At 52.7% G+C, this 18,074-nt stretch carries 21 protein-coding genes, 1 pseudogene and 1 riboswitch; of the genes and pseudogenes, 1 reads left to right on the top strand and 21 read right to left on the bottom strand.

Features of this window, described 5'->3' with window-relative positions; translation table 11 throughout:
* The coding region (locus POTG_RS24635) for a hypothetical protein (protein WP_036644209.1) at positions 1-266 on the bottom strand (266 nt) is incomplete at its 3' end.
* Positions 267-456: 190 nt separating this feature from the next.
* Between POTG_RS24635 and POTG_RS23045 the strand changes: the two are divergent.
* Positions 457-832, top strand: a pseudogene (locus POTG_RS23045) (zinc-binding dehydrogenase); the annotation flags it as partial.
* Between the two features lie 51 nt (positions 833-883).
* On the opposite strand, the gene murA reads toward POTG_RS23045, so the two are convergent.
* The 20 genes from murA to POTG_RS05050 all read right to left on the bottom strand — a co-directional run.
* The gene (gene murA / locus POTG_RS05145; RefSeq protein WP_036644207.1) at positions 884-2,227 is read right to left on the bottom strand and encodes a UDP-N-acetylglucosamine 1-carboxyvinyltransferase; all 1,344 of its coding nucleotides are present in this window, start codon (positions 2,225-2,227) and stop codon (positions 884-886) included.
* A 288-nt stretch (positions 2,228-2,515) separates the two neighbouring features.
* Positions 2,516-2,767 carry a DUF1146 family protein gene (locus POTG_RS05140; RefSeq protein ID WP_009223746.1) on the bottom strand — a complete coding sequence of 84 codons (252 nt, stop codon included), beginning with the start codon at positions 2,765-2,767 and terminating at the stop codon, positions 2,516-2,518.
* Positions 2,768-3,051: 284 nt separating this feature from the next.
* Positions 3,052-3,468 (bottom strand): F0F1 ATP synthase subunit epsilon, encoded by a 417-nt coding sequence (locus POTG_RS05135; protein ID WP_009223745.1) that lies wholly within the window; start codon positions 3,466-3,468, stop codon positions 3,052-3,054.
* A 60-nt stretch (positions 3,469-3,528) separates the two neighbouring features.
* Positions 3,529-4,920 carry a F0F1 ATP synthase subunit beta gene (gene atpD, locus POTG_RS05130; protein ID WP_009223744.1) on the bottom strand — a complete coding sequence of 464 codons (1,392 nt, stop codon included), beginning with the start codon at positions 4,918-4,920 and terminating at the stop codon, positions 3,529-3,531.
* Between the two features lie 35 nt (positions 4,921-4,955).
* Complete coding sequence (gene atpG / locus POTG_RS05125) at positions 4,956-5,816, bottom strand: ATP synthase F1 subunit gamma (RefSeq protein ID WP_009223743.1); 861 nt, start codon at positions 5,814-5,816, stop codon at positions 4,956-4,958.
* 223 nt (positions 5,817-6,039) lie between these two features.
* Positions 6,040-7,554 carry a F0F1 ATP synthase subunit alpha gene (gene atpA, locus POTG_RS05120; RefSeq protein ID WP_036644204.1) on the bottom strand — a complete coding sequence of 505 codons (1,515 nt, stop codon included), beginning with the start codon at positions 7,552-7,554 and terminating at the stop codon, positions 6,040-6,042.
* Between the two features lie 15 nt (positions 7,555-7,569).
* Positions 7,570-8,115: a F0F1 ATP synthase subunit delta gene (locus POTG_RS05115; RefSeq protein WP_009223741.1), complete on the bottom strand. Its 546-nt coding sequence runs from the start codon at positions 8,113-8,115 to the stop codon at positions 7,570-7,572.
* On the bottom strand, positions 8,112-8,600 hold the full coding sequence (gene atpF / locus POTG_RS05110; protein ID WP_009223740.1) for a F0F1 ATP synthase subunit B: 489 nt from the start codon (positions 8,598-8,600) through the stop codon (positions 8,112-8,114). Before atpF ends, POTG_RS05115 begins: the two co-directional genes overlap by 4 nt.
* Positions 8,601-8,715: 115 nt before the next feature.
* The gene (gene atpE, locus POTG_RS05105; RefSeq protein ID WP_009223739.1) at positions 8,716-8,940 is read right to left on the bottom strand and encodes a F0F1 ATP synthase subunit C; all 225 of its coding nucleotides are present in this window, start codon (positions 8,938-8,940) and stop codon (positions 8,716-8,718) included.
* Between the two features lie 115 nt (positions 8,941-9,055).
* A complete protein-coding gene (atpB, locus tag POTG_RS05100; RefSeq protein ID WP_009223738.1) occupies positions 9,056-9,874 on the bottom strand; it encodes a F0F1 ATP synthase subunit A in 819 nt (272 codons plus the stop codon).
* 40 nt (positions 9,875-9,914) lie between these two features.
* On the bottom strand, positions 9,915-10,289 hold the full coding sequence (locus POTG_RS05095; RefSeq protein ID WP_009223737.1) for an ATP synthase subunit I: 375 nt from the start codon (positions 10,287-10,289) through the stop codon (positions 9,915-9,917).
* Positions 10,282-10,527 (bottom strand): AtpZ/AtpI family protein, encoded by a 246-nt coding sequence (locus tag POTG_RS05090; protein ID WP_009223736.1) that lies wholly within the window; start codon positions 10,525-10,527, stop codon positions 10,282-10,284. The genes POTG_RS05095 and POTG_RS05090 overlap by 8 nt, the downstream gene beginning before the upstream one ends.
* Positions 10,528-10,709: 182 nt before the next feature.
* Entirely contained in the window at positions 10,710-11,864 is a 1,155-nt protein-coding gene (gene wecB, locus POTG_RS05085) for a non-hydrolyzing UDP-N-acetylglucosamine 2-epimerase (RefSeq protein ID WP_028538171.1), read from the bottom strand.
* 327 nt (positions 11,865-12,191) lie between these two features.
* Positions 12,192-12,821 (bottom strand): uracil phosphoribosyltransferase, encoded by a 630-nt coding sequence (upp, locus tag POTG_RS05080; protein ID WP_009223734.1) that lies wholly within the window; start codon positions 12,819-12,821, stop codon positions 12,192-12,194.
* A gap of 363 nt (positions 12,822-13,184) precedes the next feature.
* Positions 13,185-14,432 carry a serine hydroxymethyltransferase gene (glyA, locus tag POTG_RS05075; RefSeq protein ID WP_009223733.1) on the bottom strand — a complete coding sequence of 416 codons (1,248 nt, stop codon included), beginning with the start codon at positions 14,430-14,432 and terminating at the stop codon, positions 13,185-13,187.
* 28 nt (positions 14,433-14,460) lie between these two features.
* Positions 14,461-15,051, bottom strand: a complete 591-nt coding sequence (locus tag POTG_RS05070) for a TIGR01440 family protein (RefSeq protein ID WP_009223732.1) — start codon at positions 15,049-15,051, stop codon at positions 14,461-14,463.
* A gap of 152 nt (positions 15,052-15,203) precedes the next feature.
* A riboswitch (ZMP/ZTP riboswitch) is annotated at positions 15,204-15,286 on the bottom strand.
* Between the two features lie 48 nt (positions 15,287-15,334).
* On the bottom strand, positions 15,335-15,919 hold the full coding sequence (locus tag POTG_RS05065) for a low molecular weight protein arginine phosphatase (protein ID WP_009223731.1): 585 nt from the start codon (positions 15,917-15,919) through the stop codon (positions 15,335-15,337).
* A 74-nt stretch (positions 15,920-15,993) separates the two neighbouring features.
* Entirely contained in the window at positions 15,994-16,554 is a 561-nt protein-coding gene (locus POTG_RS05060; protein WP_009223730.1) for a manganese efflux pump MntP, read from the bottom strand.
* A 409-nt stretch (positions 16,555-16,963) separates the two neighbouring features.
* Positions 16,964-17,827, bottom strand: coding sequence for a DUF72 domain-containing protein (locus POTG_RS05055; RefSeq protein WP_009223729.1), 864 nt, complete (start codon positions 17,825-17,827; stop codon positions 16,964-16,966).
* Between the two features lie 4 nt (positions 17,828-17,831).
* Positions 17,832-18,074, bottom strand: a 243-nt coding sequence (locus POTG_RS05050) for a Sua5 family C-terminal domain-containing protein (protein WP_009223728.1), incomplete at its 5' end; no start/stop codon positions are given.

The raw sequence follows: 18,074 nt of genomic DNA, 5'->3' as shown, positions 1-18,074 counted from the left end.
GCCGGCCTCTCGCTTCCCCCACTTCCTTGCTTCGCGACTCCTCCCTGCCCTCGTTCCTGCTTCAATTCAACTGCTTGTTCCGATTTTGGACGAACCTTCATCATGGATACGGGTGCCGACACTGTGGTTGTTTTCGCTTCGTCATGCCCTAAAGGGCGGATCGCTGCCTTATTGTCTATCTGAAGGCTGCTGCTTTCTTCTTGATTTTGCTTTACCTCTCGGCGAGGTGCCACATTGATTTTTACTGCCTGAGATCGTTCCTGCATCGATTGATTCCCCCCCGCCCTCATCATGCTGCCGTGCTAGCGAGCTAGTAACCTAGCTTTCTGCCCTTATATCGTTTGCCCGCTATACTTATAGATATGAGTTTTGAGGAATTGATAGAACACAAAAAAGGACCCGATTTCTCGAATCCTCTGCAAGTACTTCTATATTTATAGAAAAAGGAATGCCGGAAAAACGCTCTTGATCATTGGCGCCGCCGGAGGAGTTGGTTCTATCGCGACGCAACTCGCCAAGCATGCCGGACTTACGGTGATCGGCACGGCTTCCCGTCCTGAATCGGTGAAATGGGTGAAGGAGCTTGGTGCCGATGAGGTCATCAATCACTTTGAACCTTTTGTTCCCCAACTCCAAGCGCTGGGGTATGAACATGTTGACTATATCTTTTGCTTGAATACCGCAGAAAAACACTGGAAGAACATGGGGGCGGCATCACCCTGTTGCAGCAGAAAAGCTATCCCCCATCAACGCCGCCAATCTCCGCAAAGCCCATGCGCTCATCGAGACCGGAAGAACGATTGGCAAAGTGGTGCTGGAGCATTTCAGCTAAAGAAAAAACCATGCCGACGGCATGGTTTATCTTACATCTATGAACTTCACCTTAAGCCCAAGAGGGCTGAATTTTCAATACCGGGATTTCCTCTTTGGCAGCAGCCGATACTTTCTCGGTTTCCGGAGCGGTCTCTTCGACCGAAATGCGCCAAATGTCCGCGCCCAGGCCGGACAGCTTCTCGGCCAAATCCACATATCCCCGGTCAATATGATGCGTACCGCTGACTTCTGTCGTCCCGTCCGCTGCCAGTCCTGCCAAGATCAGTGCCGCTCCGGCACGAAGGTCGGTGGCGCAAACCTTAGCTCCGCTGAGCTTATTGCTCCCGGAGATAATCGCGCTGCGTCCTTCCACCTTAATGTCGGCATTCATTAAACGGAACTGATCCACGTGCATAAAGCGGTTTTCAAATACCGTCTCGGTAATGACACTAGCTCCTTCAGATACAAGCAGCAACGCCATCATTTGCGCTTGCATATCGGTTGGGAAGCCCGGATACGGCAACGTTTTAACATCCACAGCTTTCAGCGGTTTGTCTGCAATCACACGTACTCCGTTCTCCTGTACTTCCACGGTAACGCCCATTTCCTCAAGCTTGGAAATGACCGGTCCCAAGTGATCGGCAATCGCACCTTCAACAAAGACGTTCCCACCGGTAATGGCCGCAGCGACCATAAACGTACCCGCCTCGATCCGGTCCGGGATCACCGTATGCTCGCATCCACGCAACCGTTCGACGCCTTCAATCCGAATCATGCCCGTTCCCGCTCCGCGGACAACGGCTCCCATACTGTTCAAGTAGTTCGCCAAATCAACGATTTCCGGCTCTTTGGCCGCATTTTCAATAATGGTCGTGCCTTCCGCCAAGGTTGCCGCCATCATAATGTTCTCCGTTGCACCTACGCTGGCAACGTCCAAATAAATCTTGGCTCCGCGGAGGCGGCCGTTCGTCTTGGCTTCGATAAACCCGTGGCCGAGGGTGATCTCTGCACCCATCGCTTCGAAGCCCTTCAGATGCTGGTCAATCGGTCTGGTCCCGATCGCGCAGCCACCCGGGAGGGAAATCCGGGTGAATCCCATTCTTGTTAACAACGGACCCATGACAAGAAAAGACGCCCGCATCTTTCGCACCCATTCATAAGGCGCCTCGCAAGAAGCGATTTGCCGCGCATCAACAGTAATGACCTCTCGGTCATAGGTAACGGCTGCTCCTAGCGACTCTAACACTTTATTAATGGTCATTACATCGTCAAGAGGGGGCGCATCGCGAATGACGCTGACTCCTTCTTCACCCAGTAAAGACGCTGCAATGATCGGTAGCACTGAATTTTTAGCACCGCTGACTTTTACGTTCCCGGCCAAAACATTGCCACCGCGGACGATAAATTTGCTCATCATGGTTCCCTCCGCGCGTTCATTTTCACTTTTTTTCCCGATTTGGAAAAAGATTTACCTGGTTCATTCCCTAAATTTCATCATATCACCGGTCATTTAAGGCACACAAGGCTCCAATCTTGTCGAAAAAGCGTGTTTTGGCACAGAAATCGCTTCTTGCCCCGATTATGGACATGCTCTCGAGTTGTAGTCCTTATTCACCATTGTTGACACAATGAAATGATGTTATTCGACAATTTCCTTCCTGATCTGTCTGTAGACGAACCCCACAAACACTCAGTTTAATGCTCAAAACATATACTTCAGCATTTGGGTATATTGCCAATAATCCATAATAAAAGCGGCTACGAAACGGCCTAATACGATCGCCAACAGCAGGTGCAGCAGCTTGCCCTGCGGGCTCTTAGGGTGCCGGATCAATAAATCCAGCTTCAAGTTCTGCAGCGCCCACCATGACAGCACCACACAGGCCAAGGAGACGAGGATCGCTGTCAAGCCGTTTACACCAACCGAAGCCGCTACCTGGTCGACGGGATTCATAATAAATCCTCCATCACGTTTATATTTATGCAGCAAGTACCTAAACGGTTAATCTTCCCCTTTGACGCTGACACATCAATCCAAGTTGCACAGGGACGTATTTATATATCGGTTACTATCCTGTAAAAATATAGACCTTATATATCATACTTGGCATCGCCGTAATAATCCAGCTTTTCTTTGTAATGCAAAGGCTTCCAACGGCATCTATTACCAAAATATCATTCTGGCGTCATTCTGAAAGAAAAAACAGGCACCTCAAGAGGTGCCCGTTATTTTGCAGTCTATTGCTGTTTGCGGCTGCTGACCACGTTAATCCGGGTCACCGCCCGTTGCAGCGCCAGCTCTGCGCGGCGATGATCGATACGGTCCTGGTTGCTGCGATTCGCCAATCGGCGTTCCGCACGCTCACGTGCCGCGATGGCCCGCTCCAGGTCGATCTCTTCCGGCAGCTCTGCACTTTCGGCAAGCACGATCACTTTATCGCCCTGTACTTCGATGAATCCGCCGTGTACGGCGATATACGTCTCTTCCTTGCCGGTTTTCGCAACCACCGGGGCAACTTGCAGCGGAGTCACGAGCGGGATATGGCCCCGCAAAACGCCAAACTCCCCTTCAACGCCGCGGACCGTTAAGCTGTCAACCTCTTTCGAGAACACCACATGCTCCGGCGTAACAATTTCCAATAAAAAGGTGCTCAAGTTTTATCCCTCCTGTTCGTGGGACAGTTCATTTCTGAAGCATCCGGATTCGGCTTCGAATTACAGCGTTTTGGCCTTTTCGACAGCTTCTTCAATCGTTCCTACGAACAGGAACGCCGCTTCCGGAAGGTCGTCATGCTTGCCTTCCAAAATTTCTTTGAAGCTGCGGACCGTCTCGGCGATCGGCACATACTTCCCTTTAATCCCCGTAAACTGCTCAGCCACGTGGAATGGCTGCGACAGGAAGCGTTCGATTTTCCGAGCACGGGCAACGAGCGTTTTATCGTCGTCGGACAATTCATCCATACCAAGGATCGCGATAATATCCTGCAGTTCTTTATAACGAGCCAAGATTTGTTTTACGCCTTGGGCTACGGCATAGTGCTCTTCGCCCACGATCTCCGGCGTCAGAATCCGCGAGCTGGAAGCCAGCGGGTCCACGGCCGGGAAGATCCCTTTCTCGGAAATTTTCCGCTCCAAGTTCGTCGTTGCGTCCAAGTGAGCAAACGTCGTAGCCGGAGCCGGGTCCGTATAGTCGTCCGCAGGGACGTAGATCGCTTGAATCGAGGTAACGGAACCTTTCTTCGTCGAAGTGATCCGTTCTTGCAATTGACCCATTTCAGTTGCCAGCGTCGGCTGGTAACCTACTGCGGAAGGCATCCGTCCGAGCAACGCGGAAACCTCAGAACCCGCTTGCGTAAACCGGAAGATGTTGTCGATGAAGAGCAATACGTCGCGGCCTTCTTGGTCGCGGAAGTATTCCGCCATCGTCAGACCCGTCAAGGCAACGCGCAAACGTGCACCTGGCGGTTCGTTCATTTGTCCGAAGACCATCGCCGTTTTCTCGATAACGCCGGATTCCGTCATTTCCATGTAAAGGTCGTTCCCTTCACGGGTACGTTCCCCTACGCCGGCAAATACGGAGATCCCGCCGTGTTCTTGCGCGATGTTATGGATCAATTCCTGAATTGTAACGGTTTTACCTACGCCGGCACCACCGAACAAGCCGATTTTACCGCCTTTGGCATACGGCGCCAGCAGGTCGATAACCTTGATCCCGGTTTCCAGCATTTCCGCTTGCGTCGACAGATCTTCGAACTTCGGCGGTTCGCGGTGGATCGGGTATCTCAATTCGCTGTTGGCTTCGCCTTTGTTATCAATCGGCTCACCCAGCACGTTAAATACGCGGCTCAATGTCGCCGAACCGACTGGAACCGAAATCGGCGCTCCTAAGTCGATTGCTTCCGTACCGCGCACAAGGCCGTCTGTCGAGGCCATTGCGATACAACGAACGAGGTTATCGCCCAGATGATTGGAAGCTTCCAGAACCAAAGCAGACTGGCCGTCTTGCTTCTCAATTTTAATTGCGTTATAGATTTCCGGGAGTTGACCGCGCTCAAATTCGATGTCAACAACCGGACCCATTACGCTGACAACGCGTCCTTTGTTCATCTTCGTTTCCCTCCTAAAATTGCTGCCCGGAACGATCAGCCTTGTGCGTTAGCTCCGGCCACGATCTCCGTAATTTCTTGCGTAATCGCCGCTTGACGAGCGCGGTTGTACGTCAGGGTAAGTTCATTAATCATCTTCGTCGCGTTTTTGGTCGCGCTGCCCATCGCAGTCATTTTCGCACCAAGCTCACTGGCTTTACCGTCAAGAAGCGCACCAAAGATCAACGTTTCGGCATATTTCGGAAGAAGCACTTCTAATACGCCTTCCGGCGAAGGTTCATACTCATAGCTGCTGACCGGCGCCTCGCTCTCCACCGAATCAAAGGGGAGAAGGCGCTCCACGGTTGGCAGTTGGGTAATCGCATTGATGAACCGGTTATAGCAAATGTAAATTTCGTCGAATCGTTCGGTTTCGAAGCCTTGCACCGCTGCATAGGTCAACGACTTAATATCCGCAAATCTCGGAGAGTCCGAAAGCTCAGTCACTTCATGGACAACCGGATAATTGCGGCGTTTGAAATAGTCTCTGCCTTTGCGGCCGATAATGAACAGTTCGTATTCCGAAGTCGAGGCATGGCGAGAACGGATCAAATCCGTTACTTTCCGCAAAATATTCGCGTTATATCCGCCAACCAATCCGCCGTCAGACGTGATCACGATATAAGCGGTCCGTTTAACCGGACGCGACACGAGCATCGGGTGGCTGACGCCTTGAGAGGCAGCCGCGATGCTGGATACCACCTCTTTCAGCTTCTCCGAGTAAGGCCGAGCAGCTTGCGCTCTCTCCTGCGCTTTCCGCAGCTTCGCCGAGGCTACCATTTCCATCGCTTTGGTGATTTGCCGGGTGTTCTGAACGCTTTTAATCTGACGCTTGATTTCGCGCATCCCTTTTGCCATGATTTCACCACCTTAAAGTTTTGGCGAAGCCAAAACTAACTTCGTAAGCATGAGCCTAACTTTGGCAGAGCCAAAGTTACTTCGTAAGCATGTGCTTAGTTTTGGCGAAGCCAAAACTAACTTCGTAAGCATGAGCTTAACTTTGGCAGAGCCAAAGTATTTTTACACAAAGGCGTAAACCGGCATTGCGCTTAGCCAAGGCCGGTTTGCCGCAAGAACATTCTTATGCCGTAGTCGCGAAACCGCGTTTGAATTGCTCAATAACTTCTTTCAGCTTCGTTTCGTTCTCTGGCGTCAGATCCTTGGTGTCGCGGATCGACTGCAGAACGTCGTCATGCTGATTTTGGATAAAGGACAGGAATTCCGCTTCGAAGCGGCGAACGTCCGCCAATGGAATATCATCCAGATAACCTTTGACTGCGGTATACAAGCTGACTACTTGCAACTCAACAGCCAACGGTTGGTTGACGCCTTGCTTCAGGATTTCCATCATGCGCGAACCGCGGGTCAACCGGGCTTGCGTCGATTTGTCCAGATCGGAACCGAACTGGGAGAACGCTTGAAGCTCGCGGTATTGGGCGAGGTCCAGACGCAGGGTACCGGCAACCTTCTTCATTGCCTTGATTTGCGCGGAGCCGCCGACCCGGGATACGGAGATACCCACGTTAACCGCTGGACGTTGACCGGAGTAGAACAGGTCGGACTCCAGGAAGATCTGACCGTCGGTAATGGAAATGACGTTCGTTGGAATGTACGCCGATACGTCGGAAGCTTGCGTTTCGATAAACGGAAGCGCCGTGATCGATCCGCCGCCAAGCTCGTCGCTCAGTTTGGCTGCACGTTCCAGCAGACGGGAGTGCAAGTAGAAGACGTCACCCGGATACGCTTCGCGGCCCGGAGGACGACGGAGCAGCAAGGAAAGTTCGCGGTAAGCTGCTGCTTGTTTCGACAAGTCGTCATAGATAATCAGCACATGCTCGCCTTTGTACATAAAGTACTCCGCCATAGCTACGCCGGCATAAGGAGCAATGTAGAGAAGCGGTGCCGGTTCCGAAGCGGAAGCCGATACCACGATCGTATAATCGAGAGCACCATGGCGACGAAGCGTTTCAACAACGCTAACAACGGTCGATTGCTTCTGACCGATCGCTACGTAAATACATTTCACGCCGTTGCCTTTTTGGTTGATGATCGTATCGATGGCAATCGCCGTTTTACCGGTTTGACGGTCACCGATGATGAGCTCCCGTTGGCCGCGGCCGATCGGAACCATCGAGTCGATTGCTTTAATCCCGGTTTGCATCGGTTCATGAACCGATTTCCGGTCGATAACGCCCGGAGCGTTATTTTCTACTGGACGGAATTCCGTCGTTTCAATAGGTCCTTTACCGTCGATCGGTTGACCCAGCGGGTTCACAACGCGACCCAGCAAAGCTTCGCCTACAGGAACCTGCATGATTTGGCCGGTCCGTTTCACTTGATCGCCTTCGCGGATTTCGCTGTAAGGGCCGAGGATTACGACACCCACATTGCTCTCTTCCAGGTTGAGGGCAAGGCCAAATACGCCATTTTCGAACTCCAGAAGCTCGTTTGCCATGGCGTTTTCCAAGCCGTGAACGCGGGCGATACCGTCGCCAACTTGAATAACGGTGCCGACTTCGGCCACTTCAATTTCCGATTTATATTGTTCAATCTGACTTTTAATCAGAGAACTAATCTCTTCAGGTCTGATACTCAAGTGTTTCACCCCTATCTACAATGCTTGTCTTCGAAAAGACTTTTCGAGCCGTTCCAATTTCCCGGCCAAGCTTCCATCGTACAACGTGTCGCCAATTCGTACTTTCATCCCGCCAAGCAACGATTTGTCAATCACGTTCTCGACGCGAATCTTCTTATTTAAGAGGGCGCCGAACTCCGCAGCAACCTGCTGCTTCTCCTCTTCGCTAAGCGGGTAAGTCGTTGTCACCAACGCATTGGCAAGTCCAAGCGCTTCGCTGGAAATGCTCACGTAAGCGTCTACCAGCTCCGGCAAGAGTCCGATTCTTCCGCGTTCTACCAGAAGCTTCACCGTCGAAACTACAGGTTTGGACAGTTTGCCTTCAATCGCATTGGAGATGGCTTCCCATTTCGCCGATTCCGTAATCTTCGGTGAGGCAAGAAAATGCTCAATATCCCCTGCCTGGAAAGCTGCCGCCAGTGCTTTCAACTCTTCTTCAACTTCCAGCGTCCGGCTTTCCGCCGCAGCGATCTCATACAATGCTTTGGCATACCGTTTTGCAGCTACGGTCTCGCGGCTCATGAGCGGCCACCGACCTCTTTAAGGTACTTGTCAACCAGTTCGCCTTGAACGCTGTCTTCGCTGACTTCTTTCTCGATCAGCTTGGATGCGATCTTCACCGACACAGCGCCCACTTCGCTGCGAAGTTGTTCCACCGCGCGGTTCTTCTCGTTCTGAATGTCGCGTACCGCTTCTTCCTTCAAGCGGGCCGCCTCGTTCTTGGCTTCCTCCAGCATTTGAGCGGCTTGCTTGCTGCTCGTCTGCTTGGATTGTTCAATAATTTCATACGCCTCTTTGCGTGCTTGCTGAAGGGCAGCTTTTTGCTCCTCCACATAAGCATTTGCCTGTTCACGTGTTTGCGCCGCTTCACTCAGCTGTTGCTGAACGAGTTCACGACGCTTCTCCATCACGGAAAACAGCGGACCAAATGCGTATTTGTTCAACAAGAAGTATAAAATCCCGATCGCAATCAATGCGAGGACGGTGTTTTCCCATACGAATTCCAAACTCAAGTCACTCCTTTCCGAAGCCTATCCGCATATCGCGTATCGCCCGCCCTGGGCTAAAAAGAAGGCGAGGACGTCTGTGGCCTTCCCCGCCATTTCTTTTCTAAAAATCTTATTAAGCCTGACCAAAGAACATAAATGCCAGGACCACGCCGATGATCGGAAGTACCTCGATCAAACCTACGCCGATAAACATCGTTGTTTGCAGAGTGGACTTCGCTTCAGGTTGACGAGCGATCCCTTCAACTGTTTTGCTGATAACCATACCGTTACCCAGCGCTGCGCCAAATGCGCCCAAACCTGCTACGATAGCTGCTGCTAATAATGCCATTGCTCCCATTTTGTATATCCTCCTTAAGTAAAATCAATTTTTATAGTTCAGTCAGGTTGAAGTCGTTCTCCAATCCGTAACTTGAAACTTAGACTAGCTTATGCGGGCTTCCAACACTGCCCGGTTAATGCTCTTCGTGACTTTCCAGGTTTTGCGAGATATAAACCATCATCAAGATGACAAAGACGAAAGCCTGGATAGCACCTACGAAAATACTGAATCCATCCCATACCATCAAGAGCGGAACGGAGAAGATCGCACCAACCACGCTTGCTTTGGCCAACGTCATAATGGTGGAGATCAGTACCTCGCCTGCGAAGATATTCGCGTAAAGACGAACGCCATGCGTTACCAGCTTCGAGAGCTGCTCAATCAAGTTAATTGGTAGAAACAAAGGATAGGGCTGAACGTAATGCTTAAAATAATTTCTCGTGTTTCTCACCATCCCCAAACCGTGGGACAATGTGAAGACGAGCAAGGCCAGACCCATCGTTACGCTGAGATCAGCTGTCGGCGATTTCCACCATGCCACCTCGGCGTGAGCTTCCTCACCCGGATGCTTCTCGTGCTCTTCCGCGAGCACCTTCGTAACCGAAGTGATTTCCTGACCGAAAATTTTCGCTTTCGCCGGATCATCATACTCCGTTACGACCCCAAACAGAAGCCCTAGCATGTTGGCGACAAAGATAAACATAATCATCGTCATGGCCAGGGAGAGAAAAGGTCTTCCCTTCTTCAGATCCATGGTGCTGGAGATCAAGTTCTGAACGAACTCAGCCGCCCACTCCATGAAATTCTGAAGCTTGCCGGGATTCTCTACGGATAGATTCCGAGTCGCTAGACGCGCGATGACGAACACGATGGTGCAGGTCACCACCAGCATCAAGATGATGGACAAGTCCAAATGCAGACCGCCCAACTCTATGACCGGAGCTTCATGCATGTTTTCTCACCCCCATTCCAAGTTGAAATGCTATCAAGCTTTAAGGCTTACGAGAAAAACGAATACCTATAAAAAGAAGAAAAAATTGCGCAAAAACCAGACTGCCGGCAACCGCATACACGTTAAAATACTGCGGATATTTCATTGCGGCAAAAACCGCTAGAACCGCCAGTGCTGCACGGGTTAGAAACCCCATGTTCAACCGCTTCGAACCACCGTTAACCGCGGCATCTAGCACTTGCCGGACTTTGCGGCCTAAGTAAACCGCGTTAATCCAGCTGACCGCTGAGCCGAGCGCGATGCCGAGCATAATGCTTTGATACTGCGGCAATAAAGCGCCTCCCAGAAAACACAGGGCCAAGAAACCTAGGGTTCCGGCTGTTAGAGCGCGGTTGTATTTCGAGAGCTCATCCATCTTTTCCTCCCACAACCGACTTAATTAGAGCGACAATGCCGACAATACCCGCTGCAATGCCGATCAGAACCCCAAGGCCAATGCCCAGTCCATTCTTGAACCACAGCTTATCCAACCAGGCGCCAAGGAAGTAACCTCCCACAGCGCACACGGCAAAGTTCGTTCCTAAAGCGGTTACCACAGCGACAGCCTTCCATACGCTGTTGTTGTTTTTATCAGGTTTAATCGGGTCTTTCATCTCAAATCACCCTAATAATCCCAATTTATTTTACTAATTGTGAAGAGTTATTGTCAATTGAGGTTTTTTAGTGATTTAAAGCCATGAAATGCTAAATTTGCCCTTGCAATCCTGAATAAAACGCATACAGCGTACAGTAATACTGTATACTTTTTTGGGCTCGCGATCAAAACAAATTTTCGCTAGTTTGTGAACTTTCTGTGAAATTCCTCCGGACGATCCTTCAAAAATCCAAAATGGTGACAAATCGCATTGACAATTCTTTGAGATGCTTGTCCATCACCGTACGGATTCGCTGCCCGGCTCATCGATTCGTATAGCTTTTGATCGCTAAGCAACGCCTTTGTCCGTTCATAAACCATCTCCTCATTTGTGCCGACTAACTCCAGCGTCCCCGCTTCGATCCCTTCGGGCCGCTCCGTCGTATCACGAAGCACTAGCACCGGAACACCAAAGGATGGTGCCTCTTCCTGCAAACCGCCCGAATCCGTAAGTATCAAATGCGTATGAGGGTAGAAGTTGTGCAGATCCACCACATCTAATGGATCAATAAGTTTAATACGGGGATGATCGCCCAACGTTGCATAAGCCGGCTCCCTGACCGCAGGGCTTGGGTGAACCGGGTACACGATGGCTACATCCTCAAACTCATCGGCAATTCTTCTTACGGCGCGGAAGATATTCAGATGCGGTTCGCCTTGCGACTCGCGGCGGTGCGCCGTCATGAGAATAAGCCGCTTTCCAGCGGCCCAGTCCAGCACAGAATTTGTGTAATTCGGCTGTACTGTATATTGAAACACATCTGTCACCGTGTTGCCTGTGACATATATAGCTGACTCCGGTTTATTTTCCTTACGTAAATTTCCAGCTGACCATTCCGTCGGAGCAAAATGAAGATCAGCTAAAACGCCGGTCAACTGCCGGTTCATCTCTTCTGGATAAGGGGAGAGCTTGTTCCACGTCCGCAATCCGGCCTCGACATGCCCCACCTTGATCTGTTGCAGGAAAGCAGCATAACTTGCCAAGAAAGTCGTTAACGTATCACCGTGCACAAGCACAATGTCGGGTTTGGCCTCCTTCAGGACGCCCTCCAATCCTTGCAGCACACGAATCGTAATTTCGTTCAGCGTCTGGTTGGGCTTCATGACGTCCAGATCATAGTCCGGAACGATCTTAAAGACGTCCAGCACCTGATCAAGCATTTCACGGTGCTGGGCCGTTACACACACCACCGATTCGATTTTGTCGGGATGCTTCTGCAGCTCCAGAATCAGCGGCGCCATTTTAATCGCTTCGGGTCGAACGCCGAAGATCGTCATTACTTTAATCTTGCTCACCCTACTCAATTCCTTCCATATAGAGGTAATCAAAATAAGTTGTTGTCGTCTGCCTGTCTCGCAGCAACTAACTGTAAAAGCTACCGTTAATTTTGGGATATCCGGCATAAGTGCCTCGATTAGCTGTAAAAGCTACCGTTAATTTCGGCGCAATCCCGCATTTTCGCTGAGATCGGCCAAATTAGAGACAGGATTTACTGTTATTTCTCTTCATTGCGCAAATAATAGAAAATTAACGGTACAATTTGCCGTTAAACCGGCCCTATGCCCTACGCCTTCGCCCCAACCATCTCCTAAGACGTTGGAGTTCCTATTCAGGCGTTTGGCTTACTTCGTGCCGTACAACCGATCACCGGCGTCGCCCAAGCCTGGAATGATATAGCCATGCTCATTCAGGTGGCTGTCCAATGCCGCAACATAAATGTCTACATCCGGGTGCACGTCGTGAACGGCTTTGACCCCTTCCGGCGCGGCAATCAGGTTCATCATTTTGATCTGCGTGCAGCCGCGATTCTTCAACGCGGTAATCGCCGCAATAGCGGATCCCCCAGTAGCCAGCATCGGGTCGATCACGATCAGCTCACGCTCCTGAACATCCGTAGGAAGCTTGATGTAATACTCAACTGGCTGCAGCGTATCCGGATCACGGAACAAGCCGACATGTCCCACCTTCGCCGCAGGAAGCAGCTTCAACACTCCGTCCAGCATGCCCAGCCCGGCGCGGAGAATCGGAATCAGCCCCAGCATCCGCCCAGAGATGACCTTCGACTCGGCCTCAGCAACCGGCGTCTGCACTTTGATTGACTCGAGCGGAATGTCCCGCGTAATTTCATAAGCCATCAACGTCGCTACTTCATCTACCAGTTCACGAAAATCCTTAGTGTTCGTGCGCATGTCGCGGATAAAAGTCAGTTTGTGTTGAATCAAAGGGTGATCACATACCACCAATTTTCTCATATTTCGTTCGTCCCTCCGGTTTTAATGCTAAGTCTTTACTTGCTTGTTCGTTCCCATTCTTCGAACGCTCCACAAATCTTGTCTATTATATCACTCCAAGATGGCATTTTCACCCTCAAGCCAACTTGTCAGAAAGCCGTCATAAAAACGTCACTCACCCCCATAAATAAGCCGTCTGACGCCCAAAAGCCCCACTTCTCCTCTCAGGCATTCTTGACAATTTGGAAAAAATTCTCACCCTTCCAAGCTGCCATTCCAGCCGGAAGATTCCCCACGTACCAGAAGTGAAACGCCAATAAGCCGGGAGCAGACGCTCCCGGCTTTGTTATGAGGCCTAAAGGCCTGCCGTTGTCGTTGATCAAATTAATACTGCAAGTTCGGATACAGCGGGTACCGATCCGTTAATTCCGACACCTGTTTGCGTGCTTTATCCAGCACTGCTTCGTCCTTCGGCGATTTCAGCACGGCAGCGATGATCTGCCCGATTTCCTTCATCGCTTCCTCATCCATGCCGCGGGAAGTGGCAGCCGGCGTACCGATACGGATACCGCTGGTGATGAATGGGCTGGTCGGGTCAAACGGAATCGCGTTTTTGTTCACCGTGATCCCAATCGAATCCAGCACATGCTCAGCGTCTTTCCCCGTGATGTTCAGGTTGCGCGTATCCACCAGCATCAGGTGGTTATCCGTGCCGCCGGACACGATGTTCAGGCCTTCGGCCATCAGCGTTTCCGCCAGGACCTTGGCGTTTTTCACGACGTTTTCGGCATAGGTTTTAAAAGAAGGCTGAAGCGCTTCGCCCAATGCAACTGCTTTAGAAGCAATCACATGCATCAGCGGGCCGCCTTGTGTACCTGGGAATACCGCTTTATCGATGGCAGCTGCCCATGGCTGTTTGCACAGAATCATCCCGCCGCGCGGTCCGCGCAGCGTCTTGTGGGTCGTTGTCGTCACAAAATGAGCATGCGGCACCGGGTTCGGATGCAAGCCTGCAGCCACAAGACCAGCGATATGCGCCATGTCGACCATGAACAGCGCACCTACGTCGCTTGCGATCGAAGCCAGCTTCTCGAAATCGATAATGCGCGGATAAGCGCTCGCCCCGGCAACGATCAGACGCGGACGATGTTTAAACGCTGCTTTGCGCACTTCATCGTAATCGATCAGGAACGTATCTTCTTGTACACCGTAAGCCACGAAATTATAGTACAAGCCGGAAGCGTTAACCGGGCTGCCGTGGGTCAAGTGGCCGCCATGCGCCAGGTTCATCCCCAACACGGTGTCACCGGTTTTGAGGGCAGCCAGGTAAACCGCAAGGTTCGCTTGCGCACCGGAATGCGGTTGAACGTTGGCGTGCTCAGCGCCAAACAGTTCTTTTGCGCGGTCGCGGGCGATATTTTCCACAATGTCCACACGTTCGCAGCCGCCATAATACCGTTTGCCCGGGTATCCTTCGGCGTATTTGTTCGTGAGTACGGATCCCATCGCTTCCATGACCGCCTCGCTGACGATGTTCTCGGAAGCGATCAGCTCAATGTTGTTGCGCTGACGCTTCAGCTCCAGATTCATGGCCTCCAGCACAGCCGGATCTTGCTTTCTCAAATTTTCCATCTTCCGTTATCCTCCTTAGAATCAAAGCCTATTCTTCATCGCAAAGCGTGGAATCCGAATCCGGCGGCAGCGTATAAACCGCCCGTTCCCCGCCGATCAGCTTCGGACGGGTCGTCGCTGCCGTAACGCGCGCTTGCCCAACCTGGCGCAGTGAAGGACGAAACGGCACAGCCACCCGCCGCAAATGCATGCCGATCAGCGTTTCGCCGATATCGATCCCGGCGTGGGCTTCCAGCGTTTCTGCCAAGCACGGGGCCGACAAACGCCGATAGGCTGCAGCGGCCATCGATCCGCCCGCCTTCGGCACGGGAACCGCAGCCACCTCCGTCAAGGAAAGCCGCTCCAGCACCGCCCGTTCGACCACCAGCGCACGGTTTAAATGCTCGCAGCATTGAAACGCGACGTCAAAGCCGTATTTGGCCCGAACCTGTTCGATCCCGGCCCACAGCTCGGCCGCGATGTCCTCAGCTCCGCTTGTGCCGATTCGTTTGCCCGCCACTTCACTGGTGCTGGCCCCGATGACCAGCAGCTTCCCCGGACCCAGATGAGCTGCAGCGGCCACTTCCTCCGCAATCGTTGCTACCTGTGTCCGCAGGGTTCCGAGCTTTTCACGTTCCATGTGATGCCAGCTCCTTTCTCCGTAAACCATAAAACATGTCACAAAGACTGTCCTTATTATATCAGAGAAAGGCGCACCGCAAACGGATGTCCGTCCGCTTCACTCAAAACCAACCAACAAAAAAAGAGCATAACGCAACTTACGTGCGTCGTGCTCTTTGCCCAGGCGACCGGCCGTATTCTCCGATGCTCCATCGTGGTTTGATCCACTCTTGTCGCCAGTTACATCGGAGCTAAAACTTCTGCTATTAGAATAAAGCATCCGCGAAGCAAATGCAACTGGTTTAATGCCCCTCGCCGCGCTCCAGCTTGGCGATCAGCTTCTCCAGCGCTGCGCTGATCTCCGCCGCCGTTCGGTCATAGTCCGCTCGCGAACCGCCAAACGGATCGGAAATATCGAAAGCGGGCAGCCGAAGATGCAGTTCATCCAGCCGCCGCTGCTGCTCCGCAGGCCACTCGTTCCCCAGCGCCCGCGCCAGCTCCCGGTCCGCCGCGAGGCGCCGGAACTCCTCCAAGGTAGCTAATATGGAGGCGTCTTCTTCAACGTATTCTTTTAATGTAAATATTTTATCGGCTGTCTCCGGAAATGAATGAATCACCTGGCGCTTATGCCCTTGCGTCAGCGTCAGAATCAGATCGGCCCACTCCGCCAGTTCGGCATAGAGAGGGGTAGATTCAAAAGTATCCTTAATCCCCCGGTCCCGCAGCACGGCTTCCGCATGACGGGAAATGGAGGCCCCTTTCATGGCGGCTACGCCAGCCGAGCGGACTTCCACGTCCAGCCCCCGGTCCCGCGCCAGCTTGCGCAGCATACCTTCGGCCATCGGGCTGCGGCAGGTATTTCCGGTACACACAAACAAGATGCGCATGCCCTTTCACCTCCATATTCAGCGGGAAGGCTTACCCGCGTTTGGACCTTATTTTATCACGAAAGGCCTCGGTTTCAAAAGATAAACAATAGTCCAAACGCCAGCAAGATCGCGCCGCCGGCCGCCTCCCCGTAATCGCCCAGCGAACGCCCCACCCCTCGCCCCATCGCCAGCCCGACCAAGGACATGATACCGCCAAAAAATCCAAAAGCCAGCACCGTCAGCAGCCAGTCTCCTTGGAACATGCCCAGCGACACGCCAACGGAAAACGAATCGATGCTGACGCTCAGCGAAAACAGCAGCACGCCTAACCAGGTCCGGTGGTTGATCGACTGTACACCGCTGCCTTTAACCGAGCTGACGATCATATGCGTCCCCAGCAGAAATAGAAGCCCGCCTGCCACGTATCGTGCCAAGCTTCCGAGCAGCGCGCCGACATACTGTCCCGCCGCGATCCCCAACAGAGGCATTAGCACGTGAAAGAGAGCCACCATCGTCCCGATACGGAACGCATCTTTCCGCCGGACTCCCTTCATCCCGATGCCGACGCCCAGCGATAAAGCATCCATCCCTAGCGCAATCGCCATCAGCAGGATCGTCACCAGCTCTCCCAGCCGCTCATAAGCCTCTGTCATAACCGTTAGTCCCCTTTGTTCCGTCTTTTGTACAACCATATGCGGACAGGTCCCGGTTCATGACTTAAGGGGCACGTGGGGCTTTGGGTGAGAAGGGGGAATCGAGGGGCGCGGATCCCCCACCAACGTGGAATTAACGGTAAAAGATGGCGTTATTTTCTCAACATTTGGGGGAGATCGGACAATTAACGGTATTTTATGTCGCTAATTCGCCCTCTAGTCGGCCGTTCTCCCGATATCCGCAAAAATAACACCACGATTTACCGCTATTTGCGCAAAACAAGGCCTTACCTCTAAAAATAACGCCAGTTTTTACCGCTAATCACTGCCAAAAGCGCCGAACGAGCCTCTACGGTACGAATCGTACTTAAGCTCGCCCTTTAGTTCAGCAGGTGAAGCGTTCATTCCACTAATCTTCCCAACCGCCGAACAAATCGATCTGACGCGGCGGAAGCTCGCGCGGCGATTGGCCCAGCAGGCCCATCATGTCTAGAGCGTTTGCCGCTGCATCTCCGCCGGAATTGTTGTTGAAGATCATACAAATCTCCTTCGTCCCTTGGCTGAACAACTGGTCCAACATTCCAACCCAGTCCTGCAACTCCTCCAGCGAATAGCGGTACAACGTACGAATCTCCCGCCAATTGGGTGCGCTGGCTTGACTCCAACCTGCGGCATTTCGCCCATGCATGCGGACGATCGTTAACTCGGGGTCAGTGGGTTCCAGCACCGTGGGAACCGAGCCTCGTCCGATCTGGGGCTCATCGCAAACGATATGGATCCAGCCCTCCTGGCGCATGAACTCCAATGTGCGCTCTCGGTTAGCGGGCGTGAACCAGCTTTGATGGCGAAACTCCAGCGCTAGCGGCAGGTTCCCCATCCATTTGCGGATCGCGCGCAGCTGCCGGACATGCTCCGCCGTGCAGTCGAACCAGGGCGGGAATTGGAACATCACGGCCTTGAGCCGGCCCGCCTCTACCACCGGGCGAATCGAATCCAGATACGCCTGGAACATGTCCCCCGGACCGCCAAACGGCGATTTCCCCCGGCTATGTCCGGTCATCCCTTGGTACGCTTTGATGATAAACGTGAAATCGGACGGCGTCTCCGCCAACCAGCGGCGATAGACCTCTTCCCCCAGTACGGCGTAAAACGAACTGTCCACCTCTACCACGTTAAAATACTTCGCGTACCAAGCGAGCTTGTCTTTGGCCGGCGTTCGGGCAGGGTATAAATCGTCATGATCGCCCCAGCCGGCCAGGCCGATGCGGATCATGACCTCACCCCCTGCCCTCTTCCGAATCTCCGCCGGCGTCAATCACCCGGTGACCGGCGGCTTTCAGCAGCCGGTTCATCACCGCCGAGCCGAGCCCTTCCTCGGGGCAGGCTTCGGCGAGGATATAGGTGACGCCGCATTCGTCGAAGCGGCGGAGCGCAGCGTAGAGACGGTGCGCCGCCGTCTCCAGCTCATCCTCGCGGCCGAGCGAGAGCGCGCAGTCGGCGCGGTAGGACGGGAGGCGCTC

The sequence above is a fragment of the Paenibacillus sp. oral taxon 786 str. D14 genome, assembly GCF_000159955.1.
Classification (GTDB): Bacteria; Bacillota; Bacilli; order Paenibacillales; family Paenibacillaceae; genus Fontibacillus; species Fontibacillus phoenicis.
Note: the sequence above shows the minus strand (reverse complement) of the source record. Positions and strands in the feature narration are given on the sequence as shown.